The organism is Marivirga sp. (assembly GCF_051117495.1).
Classification (GTDB): Bacteria; Bacteroidota; Bacteroidia; order Cytophagales; family Cyclobacteriaceae; genus Marivirga.
Window position 1 is genome coordinate 52334 of the sequence record NZ_JBNPEF010000019.1, and the last position, 15753, is coordinate 68086.

General features: G+C 33.6%; 18 protein-coding genes and 2 tRNA genes (1 of these 20 running past the window's edge). 8 read left to right on the forward strand and 12 right to left on the reverse strand.

Going from position 1 to position 15753, the window contains the following annotated elements:
* The first annotated feature begins 22 nt into the window (after positions 1-22).
* A complete protein-coding gene (locus ACFE0M_RS10585) occupies positions 23-1426 on the forward strand; it encodes a S41 family peptidase (protein WP_434545735.1) in 1404 nt (467 codons plus the stop codon).
* Between the two features lie 77 nt (positions 1427-1503).
* Here the strand turns inward: ACFE0M_RS10585 and ACFE0M_RS10590 are convergent, their stop codons facing one another.
* The gene (locus ACFE0M_RS10590; protein WP_434545736.1) at positions 1504-1881 is read right to left on the reverse strand and encodes a PH domain-containing protein; all 378 of its coding nucleotides are present in this window, start codon (positions 1879-1881) and stop codon (positions 1504-1506) included.
* Between the two features lie 72 nt (positions 1882-1953).
* Positions 1954-3051: an esterase-like activity of phytase family protein gene (locus tag ACFE0M_RS10595; protein WP_434545737.1), complete on the reverse strand. Its 1098-nt coding sequence runs from the start codon at positions 3049-3051 to the stop codon at positions 1954-1956.
* Positions 3052-3233: 182 nt separating this feature from the next.
* Here ACFE0M_RS10595 and ACFE0M_RS10600 point away from each other — a divergent pair, with 182 nt between their 5' ends.
* Entirely contained in the window at positions 3234-3425 is a 192-nt protein-coding gene (locus ACFE0M_RS10600; protein WP_013452942.1) for a cold-shock protein, read from the forward strand.
* 160 nt (positions 3426-3585) lie between these two features.
* Positions 3586-4029, forward strand: coding sequence for a peptide-methionine (R)-S-oxide reductase MsrB (msrB, locus tag ACFE0M_RS10605; protein WP_434545738.1), 444 nt, complete (start codon positions 3586-3588; stop codon positions 4027-4029).
* Here msrB and ACFE0M_RS10610 read toward each other — a convergent pair whose 3' ends face one another.
* Genes ACFE0M_RS10610 through ACFE0M_RS10625 form a run of 4 tightly spaced genes read right to left on the reverse strand, consistent with a single transcriptional unit; the run spans position 4030 to position 7055 of the window.
* Complete coding sequence (locus ACFE0M_RS10610) at positions 4030-4869, reverse strand: substrate-binding periplasmic protein (protein ID WP_434545739.1); 840 nt, start codon at positions 4867-4869, stop codon at positions 4030-4032. It abuts the gene before it with no gap.
* A gap of 60 nt (positions 4870-4929) precedes the next feature.
* Positions 4930-5331, reverse strand: coding sequence for a hypothetical protein (locus ACFE0M_RS10615; RefSeq protein ID WP_434545740.1), 402 nt, complete (start codon positions 5329-5331; stop codon positions 4930-4932).
* A complete protein-coding gene (gene lipB / locus ACFE0M_RS10620) occupies positions 5328-6056 on the reverse strand; it encodes a lipoyl(octanoyl) transferase LipB (protein WP_434545741.1) in 729 nt (242 codons plus the stop codon). Before lipB ends, ACFE0M_RS10615 begins: the two co-directional genes overlap by 4 nt.
* 3 nt (positions 6057-6059) lie before the next feature.
* Positions 6060-7055, reverse strand: coding sequence for an SIS domain-containing protein (locus tag ACFE0M_RS10625; protein ID WP_434545742.1), 996 nt, complete (start codon positions 7053-7055; stop codon positions 6060-6062).
* Between the two features lie 60 nt (positions 7056-7115).
* Between ACFE0M_RS10625 and ACFE0M_RS10630 the strand changes: the two genes are divergently transcribed.
* Positions 7116-7463 carry a YraN family protein gene (locus ACFE0M_RS10630; RefSeq protein ID WP_434545743.1) on the forward strand — a complete coding sequence of 116 codons (348 nt, stop codon included), beginning with the start codon at positions 7116-7118 and terminating at the stop codon, positions 7461-7463.
* Here the strand turns inward: ACFE0M_RS10630 and ACFE0M_RS10635 are convergent.
* The gene (locus ACFE0M_RS10635; protein ID WP_434545744.1) at positions 7460-8479 is read right to left on the reverse strand and encodes a glycosyltransferase family 9 protein; all 1020 of its coding nucleotides are present in this window, start codon (positions 8477-8479) and stop codon (positions 7460-7462) included. The two genes, ACFE0M_RS10630 and ACFE0M_RS10635, sit on opposite strands and share 4 nt — an antisense overlap.
* Before the next feature lie 3 nt (positions 8480-8482).
* Positions 8483-10195 carry a DNA polymerase/3'-5' exonuclease PolX gene (polX, locus tag ACFE0M_RS10640; RefSeq protein ID WP_434545745.1) on the reverse strand — a complete coding sequence of 571 codons (1713 nt, stop codon included), beginning with the start codon at positions 10193-10195 and terminating at the stop codon, positions 8483-8485.
* Positions 10196-10325: 130 nt separating this feature from the next.
* Between polX and ACFE0M_RS10645 the strand changes: the two genes are divergently transcribed.
* From ACFE0M_RS10645 to ACFE0M_RS10655, 3 genes are read left to right on the forward strand one after another with little or no spacing between them, the layout of a single operon-like run.
* On the forward strand, positions 10326-11855 hold the full coding sequence (locus ACFE0M_RS10645) for a hypothetical protein (protein WP_434545746.1): 1530 nt from the start codon (positions 10326-10328) through the stop codon (positions 11853-11855).
* 31 nt (positions 11856-11886) lie between these two features.
* Positions 11887-12435 (forward strand): bifunctional pyr operon transcriptional regulator/uracil phosphoribosyltransferase PyrR, encoded by a 549-nt coding sequence (gene pyrR / locus ACFE0M_RS10650; protein ID WP_434545747.1) that lies wholly within the window; start codon positions 11887-11889, stop codon positions 12433-12435.
* Entirely contained in the window at positions 12432-13361 is a 930-nt protein-coding gene (locus tag ACFE0M_RS10655) for an aspartate carbamoyltransferase catalytic subunit (protein ID WP_434545748.1), read from the forward strand. Before pyrR ends, ACFE0M_RS10655 begins: the two co-directional genes overlap by 4 nt.
* Here ACFE0M_RS10655 and ACFE0M_RS10660 read toward each other — a convergent pair.
* On the reverse strand, positions 13358-13648 hold the full coding sequence (locus ACFE0M_RS10660; protein ID WP_434545749.1) for a hypothetical protein: 291 nt from the start codon (positions 13646-13648) through the stop codon (positions 13358-13360). The two genes, ACFE0M_RS10655 and ACFE0M_RS10660, sit on opposite strands and share 4 nt — an antisense overlap.
* 57 nt (positions 13649-13705) lie before the next feature.
* Positions 13706-14008, reverse strand: coding sequence for a hypothetical protein (locus ACFE0M_RS10665; protein ID WP_434545750.1), 303 nt, complete (start codon positions 14006-14008; stop codon positions 13706-13708).
* Positions 14009-14148: 140 nt separating this feature from the next.
* Here ACFE0M_RS10665 and ACFE0M_RS10670 point away from each other — a divergent pair, with 140 nt between their 5' ends.
* The gene (locus ACFE0M_RS10670) at positions 14149-15519 is read left to right on the forward strand and encodes a cystathionine beta-synthase (protein ID WP_434545751.1); all 1371 of its coding nucleotides are present in this window, start codon (positions 14149-14151) and stop codon (positions 15517-15519) included.
* 61 nt (positions 15520-15580) lie between these two features.
* Here ACFE0M_RS10670 and ACFE0M_RS10675 read toward each other — a convergent pair.
* Positions 15581-15664 (reverse strand) — tRNA-Leu (locus ACFE0M_RS10675).
* A gap of 72 nt (positions 15665-15736) precedes the next feature.
* Positions 15737-15753 (reverse strand) — tRNA-Lys (locus ACFE0M_RS10680) (it continues 156 nt past the right edge of the window).

Here is a 15753-nt window from a genome sequence, read left to right on the forward strand (position 1 = left end):
ATTACAATAACAACAATATAATATGGTAAATTTGAAAAGTCTTTTCGGTTATGTAATGCTATTCAGCATCATCATCATTTCATCTTGCCGGGAAGAGGAGCCTGAACCCGAGGAATTTGAAAAAGGCACTAATGAATATGTGAACAATTGGATTTATGACAACCTGAACCTCTACTATTATTGGACTCAGGATTTGCCTGATAAAAATATCAACGGAGAAAGTCCTGATGATTATTTTTACAGCCTACTTTCAAATCAAGACAGATTTTCTTGGATACAGCCTAATTTTCAAGAATTACTTAATTCTCTTCAAGGAATCACATTAGAGTCGGGTTATGAATTTATTCTATATAATGACCCTAACAATGAGAATGGCGTGGTTGGACAAATTGCTTACGTGAAAAAAGGATCACCAGCGGAACAAGTAGGCCTTAAAAGGGGCGATTTATTTACTAAAATCAATGGAGGTACATTGACTTTAGATAATTATAGAGATCAATTAAATAACCTAAGTCAAAATCATAAGCTAACAATAGAACGATATGACTTTGAACTCGAGCAATTTGAGGAAATTGGAGATTTCGAGCTAAGTGCCATAGAATTTGCCGAAAACCCGAACCACTTAGACACAGTTTACACTCGAAATGGTAAAAAAATAGGATATTATGTCTATAATTTATTTTCAGTTGGAATAGACACCGACAGTGCAAAATATGCCGAGGAGATGGATCAAATATTCGAGAAATTTAAAGCAGAGGGAATCGATCATCTTGTCCTTGATTTAAGGTATAACAGTGGCGGAGCTGAAAGAGCAACCATAAACCTGGCCAGCCTAATAGGCTCCAATATCACCGAGCAAGATATTTTTGTGAAAAGGGATTATAACGAAGGGTTGAAACAGGCATTAATAGATGAATATGGGGAAGAATCATTAAATAGAAAATTTGTGAGTAAAACCCAAAACATTGGGGCTAACCTGCAAAGTCCTCAGCTAACCGTGTTGACCTCATCTAGAACAGCCTCCGCATCTGAACTTCTGATAAACGGCTTGAATCCATTTATGGAAACTTTTATTATAGGTGATACTACAGTAGGAAAGAATGTTGGTTCAACCAGCTTTTATGAGGAGAACAATCCTGACAATACATGGGGTATGCAACCTATTATTACCAAATCTTTTAACAGCCTAAACCAGTCCGATTATGACTTAGGATTTTATCCTGATATCCCTCTAAGAGATAATTCATTGATCAAGTTGGAATTAGGAGATGTCAATGAAAAATTATTGAGAGAGGCTATTATTTATTTAGCAGGTTCGGATGAGGCGACAAGACAGCTAAGCCTAAAAGAAATTAAGTCCAAAGACCTATTAGGCAGTATGGAATTAAAAAGGAGATTTGGGATTTATGATATAGAATTAAAATAAAGATAATCAACTTTGATTAGGCTACACACGGTTTGATAGGTGTGTGGCTTAATCAAAAATCCTTTTACAAGCATTTACTATAAAACATGATCAGCCAACATTTTCTGAACTTCATAAACATCTACCGACTTATTAAATTCTTTTTCTACAACAACTTCTGATTGTCCACTAAGCCAAATTTTAAGAACTGATTTTAGATCAAAGGACTTTTTGGCCTCTACAGTGAAATAAGAAATTTGAGAATATGGTAAAGACGTATAGGCAAGAATATCCTCTTGATCCTTCTTCCTTTCAATTACAATCAATCGTTTATTGGTGAAAATAAAGATGTCCTCAATGAGTTTAAAGCCTACCTCTATTTCTTCATTATCAAGAAAAAGTTGGTCATAGTCTTCCATTATTTTGGAATTTTCCAAAATACCTGAACTGTTAAGAAATTTTGATAAAAAGCTCATATTATCATGGTTTAGGATATATAATAACGTAAACGTGTAAAGAAAACGAAAGTATATCGTATTTAAAATTATCTAATTTAATCCCTTTACTGAAAACAACCACAACTGCGTTTCCTGCTCCTTATTAAAATTATCATCTGAAATAAATATCAAGCTTTTACTACCGTCCGGAAAATCAGGGCCAAAAGTCATTCCTTCTATATTATCGATTTTGTGATTGTAGTCCGAAAAATCAAGGATCATATTTTTTGAAACTGCCTTATAATCAGCCTCGGCCAGTGCTTTAATTTCCATAATATCTGTGGCATTGTCTAAATTAATTTCAAATAACTTGACAAAATTTCCAATTCCTTTGGTGTAGGACCTTTCCATTACCCAAAGCCTGTTATCATCAATGAATAATATTTCAGGCACAGAATTGATGAAAAATCCATCTTCAGGTATAGGTTTTTCATTCAAATGACTGATTTTATAAGCATATTGATTAAGCACATTATTATTTTTAATATCATGTCGTACTAAACGCACTGGAAAATCCCCAGCTTCAAAGCTGGCCACTTCTCCATCCTCCTTTAAAGGCAATTCATTAGCATACCAAATGATAGTGTCATTCTCAAAACTTAAACTTTCGAAACCACCATTTACTCTTAAACCTGTTTCATCACTAAATTGAAAAATATCTGGTACTTCTACTTCAGAAATAAATTCCCCACTCCTATTAATCTCCCAAATAAAAGGATCAATCCAATCCTCTGTTCTTCCTCCTTCACTTGTATAAAAATAAGTATCAGTTGATTTTCTATACCTTATGGATTCTGGATCCATTTCATTTTCCTTAAAAGATAAGCTGTCTTTATTCTTCAATAAGGTGGTCTTATTGAAAATAAAATCCGTTATACCACTTGAGTCAAAATCAATCTGAACTTCATAAATTCTAGCAGGCGAAAATTCAGACCTGTCATCAGATATTACTACAAATTTATTTCCTTCCAAATAGTCTATAGAGGAAAGCCCCCCAATTAAAGTACTATCAATTAACTGATCATTCGGAATGCTTACTTTATCAATATACTTTATGGTAAAGTCTGAATTAAACTGAGAGTTTTGGTTCTTGGTACATGAGCTAATGATCAAAGACAAAATGAATAGATAACAGAAACTTTTGGACATACTAATTAGATATCAAAAAATATTTTTCGTAAAAATAATAGAAATATAATCCGAACACCCGATTTAAATGTACTTTTTGTTATATCACTGTAAGCTAAAACCACAGAAATATAAATTAATATAGCAAAGCAATAGTAATTGAAAATAAAAGCCGTAGCTTTGCATAAATTAAAATTATTATAATGAATAAAGGAACAGTAAAATTCTTTAATGATTCAAAAGGTTTTGGATTTATTATTGATGAGAGCACACAACAAGATTATTTCGTACATGTATCTGGTCTAATTGATGACATCAGAGAAAATGATGAAGTTGTTTACGAACTTCAAGACGGAAAAAAGGGTTTAAATGCAGTGAATGTGAAATTAGCTTAATTGATAAATATACATTTTAAGATCATTTAATTGAATGAAGGTTTCTCGAATTTGGGAAACCTTTTTTTGTGCCTACACATTATATCATCCAGAATATTTTACTTAGCAAAACATAGCTCCATTTCATCAGTTTAATATTCATAAATAAAATCATTCAAAAATGAACTGGAACGAAGTAATAAAATTCGCTAACAATGGTAGTCCACAAGCACCAAAAAGAGTGGAAAAAACTGATGAGGAATGGAAATCCATCCTAACCGATGAGGAATTTAGAGTTACGCGAAAGAAAGGAACGGAAAGAGCTTTTACCGGAGAATATTGTGAAGCTCATGAAGCTGGAAAATATGCCTGCAGATGCTGTGGCACCTCCCTTTTTGATTCTACATTAAAATTCGACTCAAGTTCAGGCTGGCCTAGTTTTACAGAGCCAATTGAAAATAATGTAATCAAATACCATAAAGATGTTAGCTTCGGAATGGTGAGAGTTGAAGTGCTATGTAATGTTTGTGATGCACACCTCGGTCATGTTTTTCCGGATGGACCTAAACCTACCGGATTAAGATATTGCATAAATTCAGCCTCAATAAAACTTGTGGAAAGTTGATTACCTGATTAAATTCACAAATGCAGTTCCTAAATTATCTGCTACTATCTTTTTATATTTAACGCTTTCTTTAAAAGAAGGCGTTAAAAACTCCTCCCATACTTTTGCCCAATCACTTCCTTTTGGAAAAATAAATCCTAGTTGATCTTCCAATTCATTTAAAGGGACAGGATGTCTGGTAACGTTCATTTTCTTTCTAACTGCATCAAAGTATTCCGTAAAATCAATTAAGGTGAAATATTTAGCATTACTTCTTAATTTAGCATTCACATCTGTTCCAGAATTAGCATATTCAATAGTCAAGTTTGGATAGTATTGATCAGCTATCTTCTTTAGGTATTTTTCATGCGTGGAACCTTTAATAATCACTGCCTTATAACCTTCAAAATTATCAGCCATATTCGAAAAATCCCGCAGTGTCCCTGCATCTTGATTGGAAAGTAATACGGAAGGGTTGTTCATATATGCAGGACTAAAACTTAAATACTGTTTCCTTTCAGAGGTGATACTGGTATTGCATACCCCCATTATATTTTTACCATTCCTAACTGTATTGATAAAGTCAGTAAAAACGGGAATTCTTTTTTCAAATTTGAATGTCAGGTTAACATTATACTTATCACTTACAAAACCCTTAAACTCTACCATAATATCAATACAGACCCCTTGCATCTTTCCATTTTCTTCAAAAACCAAACCAGGGGTTTGATAATAAACGCAAGTAAGTTCACCTTGACCAGCAGTTTTAACCGTATTCCAGCTTTTACCGTTAATCTGCGCCAATCCATTGGAAAAAGTAAAAACTATAAAAAGGATAAGATAAAAAGTATTGAATTTCATAATATGAAAGTTTAAAAAATTCAATATACAGAATTGAAATTTAAATTTCAATAAGATGGATTATGCATGACGAACTCCCATTAAATCCAATTCAGGAATATATTGAAGATTCTCTTTTTGAATACTGTCAGGGACAAAGACAAATTTCTTATCAAAAATCTGGTCGAGTATAAAATAACTCACCCAATATTCATTGTTCAGTTGAAAAAGCTCAGGTTGAATTGGCTCAATGCGTGCATAGCTTTGTTCCTCCACTTTTTCTATCATATGGCGCAAAACAGAGGTCTGCTTTTCTTCTCCATCTATTCTACCATAACCCTTTGAAGTAATCATGACCGTAGTTAATTCAATGAGATTTTTATTTATAAGATAAACATCCCATTGAGCATTTCCTTCATTTTCTGATTGAGTAATTACTAACTCCACACCTGTAACGGGTGAAAAATCAATATCCTTCTTCATAATTCTTCCAACAATTTCATTTCAAATAAATCTGCAATGTTTTGCTTCAATTTATTGCTTACTACCGTCATGTCCTGCTTTTCTCCAAGTTCGGCTTCCATAGAAGTAACTGCCTTATCGTCTATCCCACATGGTATAATATTTTTAAAGTAATTGAGATCCGTATTGACATTAAATGCAAATCCGTGCATAGTCACCCACCTGCTGGATTTTACACCCAAAGCACATATTTTTCTGGGATTTTCTGCCCCCTCTTCATGATCAATCCAAACACCAGTCAATCCTTTTATCCTACCAGATTCTATTCCGTAATCCTGTAAAGTAAGAATAACTGCTTCTTCCAATAATCTTAAATATTTATGAATATCGGTAAAAAAATTATCCAAATCTAAGATTGGATATCCCACTATTTGCCCTGGGCCGTGGTAGGTAATGTCACCTCCTCTATTTATCTTATAATAAGTGGCTTTCTTTTCTTTTAAACCATTCTCATCCAAGAGGAGATTACTTTCAGAACCACTTTTTCCTAATGTATAAACATGTGGATGTTCCAAAAAAATAAGATAGTTCGGGGTTATTTGATGACTTTCTTCCTCAATCTTGCGATTAGCTGTTTTGATTTCAATGGTTTTTAAAAATAATTCTTCCTGATAATCCCAGGCTTCTTTATAGTCCATCATTCCCAAAGAAAGGAATTGTGTTTCTTTATTAAGCTTAAAATTCACGATTTACTCTGCCAATTTATTTTTTAAAAAATCAATATTATCAACAGGGAATGGATCAATTTGGTTTTCTTTTGCCAAATAGAAACTTATCCAGTCAATTAAATGAATAAAATAATAAAGTTGCTGGGTGAAACTTTCTCCTTTTCCTATTAGTTCAATTACTTCTGCCTTTTCAGCAATAATTGATTGGCTTATGTCCATTCTTTTTTGGTTGCGATCATGATCAAAATCAGATCTTAAAAGTATAGCTTTTGAGTTTTTGACATGCTCCTCGGGAAACTTCCAACCCACTAATTCATTATGATTTAATTCCGGAAAAACATGGGCATGTGATAACTGCTTGCTGTTTTCGGCCAATTGTTGTTGAAACCTTAATACTGCTGGAAAAAACTTTTGGTCTGCATACAAAAAAGTGAAGAAACCTTTTAACCGTATGGCCAATTTTGATGCTTCCTCCTGAATTTCATTCTGCATTTTTTCTAATAAGGCAGTAGAAAATTTTAATTCTTGTTCAATATTTAATCCTGGACAAAAGCCTAATTTATGGATAAGCATTAATATTGATACTGACGGATAAGCTAGTCCTGCTCGCGGGCACTTCGCTTCACCTGAAAAGTTATATTGTGGAATTTTATTTTGATCGGAAATGGATTTTAAAGTTCCTCCTGTTGTTACGGAAAAAATAAGTTTGGTTTTTTTGCTGGCCAAGTCTAATAAAGTCAGGGTTTCTTCCGTATTACCACTGTATGAACATGCAATAAACAAAGTGCTTTCATTTAGCCAATGAGGTAAATTATAACCTTGAATTAAAGTGACAGGTATTTCACAATGATCTTCCACAATACTTTTCACGAGATGTACTCCAATCCCAGACCCACCCATACCGCTGATGGCAATATGCCGGATGTCATTTTTGGAAAAGTCATCTGAGTTAATTTGGTTTGTTAATTCCAAGGCTTCTTTAAGTTGCTCAGGGAAAGTTTTTATTAGGTTTATCACAATGATTTTTTAGTTCAGTTTATTATTTTACAAATATAATATTAGAATGGTATCTTTAGCATGAACACGAAAAAAATAGGAGATAAAGGAGAAGATTTTGCAATAAATATACTGAAATCCAAAGGTTATGAAATTTTAGAAAGAAATTATAGATTTAAAAGAGCCGAAATTGATGTGATTACGCTCCATAACAACCTCCTTATATTTGTGGAAGTAAAAGCATTACATTCATTTAATCATGGTTATCCGGAAGAAAGAGTGAATCAGGCAAAAATCAATAAAATTCTGGAAGCGGCAGAGCATTATATTTTTGCAATAAATTGGCAAAAAGATATTCGCTTTGATGTTTTAAGTATTGATTTAAATAATCCAGATAACTACTTTCATATTGAAGACGCCTTTTACTAAGGCAACCAAAAATCAAATACTATTTTATTCATGCAGTTAAAATGTCCTTTTGGGCATTTTTGGTAACCTATTTTCGAACAAGGCCTGCAATTTACTTTGGTATTTTCTAAAATCGTGAATTTTGTCTTATAAGGATACATTCCAAACATAGGAATCGTATTTCCCCATATACAAAATATATTCTTCTTAAATGCGGCCGCTATATGCATCAACCCAGTATCATGGGTAAAAACATAAGTAGCATTCTTAACCAATGAAGCAGATTGATTCAAATTAAATTTACCGCAAGCATTAAAAATTTTGGCTTTCTTGCCCATTTCGGTTAGCTTTTCTTCGTATGCGGCAGATTCATCAGTTTGCTCGAAAAACTTCTCTACCTTCTCTCCCATTGTTGCATCCTCAGGCCCACCTATCAAAATTATTGGCTTGTTGATTTTATCACATAATTCCACCATACGTTTAAATGGTAGTTTTTTGGTATTATGTTGTGCTCCAATCACATAAGCCACATATTCTTTTTGATGGGTTTCTGGCAACCAATCTTTTTCCACTTCATCTTTTTCTGGAATAAAGTAATCTAATCCGAATTGATCTTTTTTGACCTCCAATTCCGAGGCCGCTTCCAAATACCTGTCAACTATATGGAGATTGGGAAGCTTATTGACTTTCATATTGACCATCAACCACTTTTCCCAATTCAATTTATCAAATGATTTTGAAGGTAATCCTAATCTTAGCTTTATTATCCTAGTTCTAAGATTATTATGTAAATCAACTATATAATCAAACTTTTCGGATTTTAAACGAGGAACCAAATCCCCCAAATCATCTTCAAATTGATGAACTTTATCCACATAAGGATTATTCTCCATAATATTGGCAAAGGCTTTTTTAGTGGCATAATGAACTTCAATATTATTTAACTGAAGTTTGATTGCTCTAACAACAGGTGTGGTCAGCACAATATCTCCTATTGATGAAAACCTTAGTATTAATACTTTTTTAATGTTCTTCAAATTTCAAACTTTTGAAAGTGCGGACTTTTTACGGTCTTCGAAATATTTTGATATTTCTTCTAAACTCTTGGCATTGAAAGTTTCTTTAGCTGTTAAGCCTGCTTTTCTGCCAACGCAGAGTCCATAATACATATCGTGATATCCATTTGTTTCGTGCGCATCAGGATTTATTGAAATTTGTACTCCTTTATCCAAAGCATATCGAACATATCTCCAATCCAAGTCCAGCCTCCATGGATGAGCATTTATCTCCATTACCACTCCATATTCAGCACAAGCATCAATAATGGCTTTATGATTGATTGGGTAACCCTTTCTTTGCAGAAGTAATCTACCTGTAGGGTGTCCCAAAATAGTGGTAAATGGATTAGCAATAGCATTTAACAACCTATTGGTTGCTGTTTTTTCATCCATATTAAGCGGAGAATGTATAGAAGAAACTACGAAATCAAAGCTTTCTAGTATATCATTGGCATAATCCAAAGAACCATCATTTAATATATCAGACTCAATCCCTTTAAAAATTTTGAACGGGGCTAGCTTTTCATTTAATTCATCAATCTCTTCATGTTGCTTTTTGATTCTGAATTCCTGTAATCCATTGGCATAAGTAGCCGTTTTACTATGATCGCTTATTCCAAGATATTCATAACCTAATTCCTTACAGTATTGCGCCATTTCCTCCAAAGAATTTTTACCGTCACTATAAGTGCTGTGATTATGTAAGATCCCTTTCAAATCATTCATTTCCAATAATTCAGGGATATTATTATCCTTTGCCCAGTCAAATTCCCACAAACCTTCTCTTAATTCAGCAACTATAAATGGAAGGCCGGCTTCTTTATAGATTTCCTCCTCAGAATTAAACAGTTTTTCATTTAAAATAGAATTAAAAGTTTTTCCATCCTCTAATTCAAAATTTAAATGCTTAGGATGGGCAGTTGATTTAAATAAGTCGTTAACGAAATGGTCCTTATTAGTAAAAATCAGCTTAACTTCAGCCTTTGATGGTTTATAAAGAAATTTTAAACTCAAAGGTCCTGAATTTTTCTTATCCAATTCAAATTCCTCATGTTTGGCGAAAAATTGGATTAACTTGGCCTTATTTTCAGTTGCGACTATCAATTCCAAAGGTTTTATAACCTCCATTTTTCTTCTAGCATCAGCCGTAACGGAAACATCTTGTACTCCTTCCAAGTCTTTAAGCTCTTCAATGATTATTTCGGCTAATTTTTCAGCTTCTCTATAATGTATATACCCTCTCTTGCTTAATTTAAACTCTACTGCTTCTTGTAGCTTGATCTGGGTTTTCTCACCAAATCCTTTTAAAGCTGCTATTTTATTTTCTTTGCATGCAATTAATAAATCTTCAAGATTATCAATCTCTAATTTTTCCCATATCAATTTTATTTTCTTCGGACCAAAACCACTCAACTGCATCATCTCCAAAATTCCTTCGGGCGTTTTGGCACTTAAATCATCAAAAAGCTCAAAAGAACCCTGTTCATTAATTTGATAAATAGACTGAGCCAAACTTTTGCCAACACCTTCAATACCTTGAAGATCCTCTACAGACATCAATGCAAGACTTTTATTGTGTCTTTCCAAACTATTTACTGCGGACTGATAACTTTTAACCTTAAAATCATTTTCGCCATGCAGCTCCATGAGTTTGGCTGTATTCTTTAAAATTTTTATAATTTGTTTATTTTCCAAAGCTTCTTGATTTTTTGTAAAATTAAAGGATATATTGAGAAGGATAATGGATAGTTTCTGTATTTTTTAATGTTAACAATACAGATTGAGATAAGTTATCACGATTGAATTAAATATCATGACTTTTAATATGTACTTAAAATTTATATTCCTGGTAATTTTATTAACTTTTTGTAATTCATTATTAGGTCAAATTTCGCAGCCTCTAAGATATGAAATTGAAATCGACAATCTTAATGATGAATACTATATCGTTTCCGCAAAAGAACAAGGTCTTTTCTTATTTAAAGAAATGGATAAGCAAACCGAAGACAACGAATATATTTGGGAAATTATTAGGCTTGACACAAGTCTTCAGGAAGTAAATAGAAAAGAGGTAATAATTGATAATAAATTTTCATTTAAAGGCTATAGTTATGATAATGGCCAATTTGTAATGCTTTTTCAGGAGGGATATGATTTTGCAAAAGACCTACTATTCCTGACTTTTTCAATCAATAGTGATACCTTTAATTCATATTTGTATGAGAATTTAGTCCCCATCAGCTTGACAGAATTTGAAGCCAAAAATGATGCTGTCATATTTGGTGGCAATGTCAATATGAGAACTGTTGTCATGATGTACAATTTTACGGCAAAAAAAGGGGTAGTATTACCAGGTTTCTATGATGACAGAAGCTCACTATTACAAATCGTGACCAAAACAGATGATGATTGGGTTCGAGTCATTACTTCTGATCGATTACCAAGTAAAAGATACGGAATAACTGTTAGGGCATTCAGCACTATGGGAGAGTCCATTTTTAATGAAACCTTACAAGCAAAAGAGGATTTAAGTCTTACTGATGGTAGAATAGTCAATAGTAGTGAGGGGGGGAATTTATTGGCAGGAACATACTCTATCAAAAGAAGAACCGAAACATCAAGGGGCATATATGTGGCGGATTTCGATAAAGAAAGTGAGGAAAAGATAAATTATTATAATTATGCCAACCTTGAAAACTTCTTTAACTACATGAAAGAAAGGCGGAAGAACCGGATTATGAAAAAAATTGCTCGAAAAAAGATAAAGGGGAAAAAATTAAAATTCAGTTACCGTCTATTTGTTCAGGATATTGTAAAGCAGGACAATCAAAATATTTTGATCGGTGAGGCTTATTATCCAACCTATTCAAATAAGAACTATAACTACGGGTATGGTTCTTTTAATAGTTATGATCCTTTTATTGGTGGTAGGTCAGCACAAGTCTTTGATGGTTATAAATATACTCACGCTGTAATAATAGCCTTTGACGATAATGGTAAATTAATTTGGGACAACAGTTTTGAAATCAATGATTTGAAAAGTTTTCAATTAGAAGAACACATCCATCTCGCATTTCTAGATAATGAGATTGTAATGCTTTATTTATATAACCAAGAGCTAAAAATAAAAGTCATTAAAGAAAGTGAAATAATTGAAGGCAAATACACTGAGGATTTAAAATTAATGTATGAAAGTGATGAAATGAAAAGTAACGATGAAGAATTAGAGGGCTTAAAACAATGGTATGGCAATAACTTTTATGCTTATGGCGTCAATAAAGTAAAAAATTTAAAAGACAAAGACATAAAATTGAACAGAAAAGTATTTTTTATCAATAAAATCGTGGTCGAATAATTAGCTAGTTTACTATCTTTGCCCCAGCGCCATGGAAAAACGTCTTATCCTAGATACCGATCTGCTTCAAATAACCATCAATAGGTTAGTGGAAGAACTGATTGAAAACCACAAAGACTTTCAAAACACTGTATTAATTGGGCTTCAACCCAGGGGTGTATTTTTAGCTCAAAGAATCCAAAAAAGATTAAATGAACGTCTAAATAAAGAGTTGCCTTTAGGTCTATTGGATACAACATTCTATCGAGATGATTTTAGAAGAAGGGATACTCCACTACAGGCAAATGCCACCAAAATCCCATTTATTATAGAAGATAAAAAGGTGATATTAATTGATGACGTGCTTTTTACCGGAAGAACTGTCAGAGCGGCCTTAGATGCTATGATTGCATTTGGAAGGCCTAGATTGGTGGAACTTTTAACTTTTATTGATCGAAAATACACACGGGATTTACCTATTCAACCTGACTATGTTGGAAGAAGGGTGAATACCATCAAATCACAACGGGTATTAGTGGAATGGACAGACCAAGGTGCAGAAAATGACAAAATCTGGTTAGTGACAAACGAAGAAAAATGACAAATTTAAGCGTAAATCATTTATTGGGTATCAAAGACTTAACAACAGAAGATATTCAATTGATTTTTCAGACTGCCGACCATTTTAAAGAAGTTATTAATAGACCCATTAAAAAAGTCCCCTCCCTCAGAGATATTACCATTGCCAATATATTTTTCGAAAATTCTACTAGGACCAAGTTATCCTTTGAATTGGCTGAGAAAAGATTATCTGCGGATGTAGTCAATTTTTCTTCTTCCAACAGCTCTGTGAAAAAAGGAGAAACCCTATTGGATACTGTTAACAACATTCTATCTATGAAAGTGGATATGGTGGTGATGAGACATTCAAGTCCGGGTGCTGCACATTTTCTGGCAAGAAATATTGAAGCTAATATAATTAATGCCGGGGACGGGACGCACGAACATCCTACGCAAGCATTGTTAGATACCTACTCCATAAGAGAGCAAATACAAGACCTTCAGGGAAAGAAAGTTGCGATCATTGGAGACATCTTACACTCAAGAGTTGCATTATCAAATATTTACGCACTAAAAAAACTTGGCGCAGAGGTTATGGTTTGTGGCCCGGCCACTCTTCTACCAAGATATATTTCCGAATTGGGAGTAAAAATTAGCTGGGATGTAAAAGAAGCGCTGGAATGGTGTGACATCGCCAATATTTTAAGAATACAACTCGAAAGACAACAATTAAAATACTTCCCTTCTCTAAGAGAATATTCTCTTTATTATGGAGTGAATAAGAAATTATTGGATGGTTTAGGAAAAGAAATTATTGTGATGCACCCTGGCCCTATCAATAGAGGGGTTGAAATCAGTAGTGATGTGGCAGATTCAAAACAATCAATTATTTTGAATCAAGTTGAAAATGGCGTGGCAATTAGAATGGCAGTATTATATCTTTTAGCACAAAAAAGGCAGAATTAAGATTCTGCCTGTAATATAAATTCTGTTAATTCCTGATTTGCATTGGGGCCAAAACCATCTGCTATGGTTCCCTTTTTTCCAGAGGTAGTAGTTATTTGGTATAAAATGGACAAATCATCAGGGTTTGATTTCCCTTCAAACCTATATTCCTTTATTTCCTTAATCTCATCTTGCGTAAATGAATCATTATCGGTCTTAAGCCTTCCATTTTCAAAAAAGAAATCTTCTGTATATCCATTCTGTTTTAATTCATTTATTTTCTGAGCTACTGTTTTCATTGGATCCATAATAATATAATTTGTTTATAGAAATCAACGGATTCAATAAAAGATTGTTAAGCAAACTTAGTCCTCAATAGCTTCAAAATAATTGATTAAGGGGAATTGACCAGTAGCGTCCATAGTATCAATGGCATAACCTAATTCACCATCATTGGTCATAAAGGTAATTAAGGCTGAACCTTTATCCTCATATAAATATTCGGCTTCAACTGAGACCTGTTCTGCAACATAGTGTTTCTCAATCTTACGGTCCTCCTCTTCTTTTCTTAAAATTAATTCTCCATTTTCAAACTGAAAACTATTGTTATAGCCATAGTCAGACAACTCATTAATTTTAAATGCGATTTGTGGGTTAAGGTTTTGCATAGCTCTTTGTTATTAAATACACTACAAATAACGCCACAATAAAACTTACTGTTCTTCTTAAAAGAATATGAATATTACATACGTCACATTTCAATGATGATTATAAATAACTAACTTTGCGGAAAGCAAACTATTAAAAAATGTACTACAACTCTATTATAGAGACCATTGGCAATACTCCATTGGTAAAATTAAATAAAGTCAACAAAGGAATACCAGGTACAATACTGGTTAAAGTTGAATATTTCAATCCTGGTAACTCCATGAAAGACCGTATGGCGATCAAAATGGTTGAAGATGCCGAAAAAGAAGGCAAACTTAAACCCGGGGGTACTATTATTGAAGGAACGTCAGGTAACACTGGAATGGGATTGGCATTAGCCGCCATCTCTAAGGGTTATAAATGTGTTTTCACATTAGCGGATAAGCAGTCTAAAGAAAAGATGGACATTCTTCGTGCAATGGGGGCTGAGGTTATTGTTTGCCCTACCAACGTGAGCCCAGATGATCCACGATCATATTATTCAGTTGCCAAGAAAATCCATGAGGAAACGCCTAATTCAATTTATCCGAACCAATATGATAATATGTCTAATACAAAGGCGCATTATGAAACCACGGGACCGGAAATTTGGGAGCAAACTGATGGTAAAATCACACATTGGGCTGCGGGAGTTGGAACAGGTGGTTCCATGTGTGGAACATCCAGATATCTAAAAGAACAAAATCCTGAAATTGTAAGTGTTGGAATCGATTCATATGGATCTGTTTTTAAGAAATATAAAGAAACTGGAATCTTTGACGAAAAAGAAATCTATCCTTACCTAACCGAAGGAATAGGTGAAGATATTTTGCCTAAAAATGTGGATTTCGCCATGATCGATCATTTTGTGAAAGTGACTGATAAGGATGGCGCCATCATGACTAGAAGATTAGCCAGAGAAGAAGGTCTGTTTTGTGGTTGGTCATGTGGTTCAGCTGTTCACGGAGCTTTGGAATATGCAGAAGAACATCTCAAAGAAGATGACCTGATGGTGATTATTTTACCAGATCATGGTACCAGATACTTGGGTAAAATATATAATGATGATTGGATGCGTGATCATGGATTCATTGAAAACAATGATTATGCTACTGCAAAAAACATCATTAAAAAAAGAAGCAAAAGCTACAAATTAATTACTATAGATAGTGATAAAAAAATTGGAGAAGTGGTAAGGTTATTGGATGAATTATCCATTTCCCAATTACCTGTTACTAAATCTGGAGAATTTGTAGGTAGTATTTCTGATACTAAGCTTTTAAATAAATTAGTGGAAAACCCAGAATTGCGCGATAGACCCATCTCTGAAATAATGGATGATCCATTTAAATTTATTGCGATGAACACTACTGTGGATACAATTTCTTCAATGATGAATCATGGAGATAAAGCATTAATGGTTTTGGATGATAAAAACGAACCGCATATCATTACAAAACAAGATTTATTGATGGCTTTTGCCGACTAAAACAAATCTCCAATAAAGCAAAAAAGGCTGTGAAACTAGATTTCACAGCCTTTTTTATTTGTGCGCACGAGAAGATTCGAACTTCCACACCAGTTAAGGCACCACCCCCTCAAGGTGGCGTGTCTACCAATTTCACCACGTGCGCATTTTCGGATAGCAAATATACATGCTAAAACTAAAAAACCTATCCATTTTACAACAGATAGGTTTATAATTGTGACCCGCTTGGGGTTC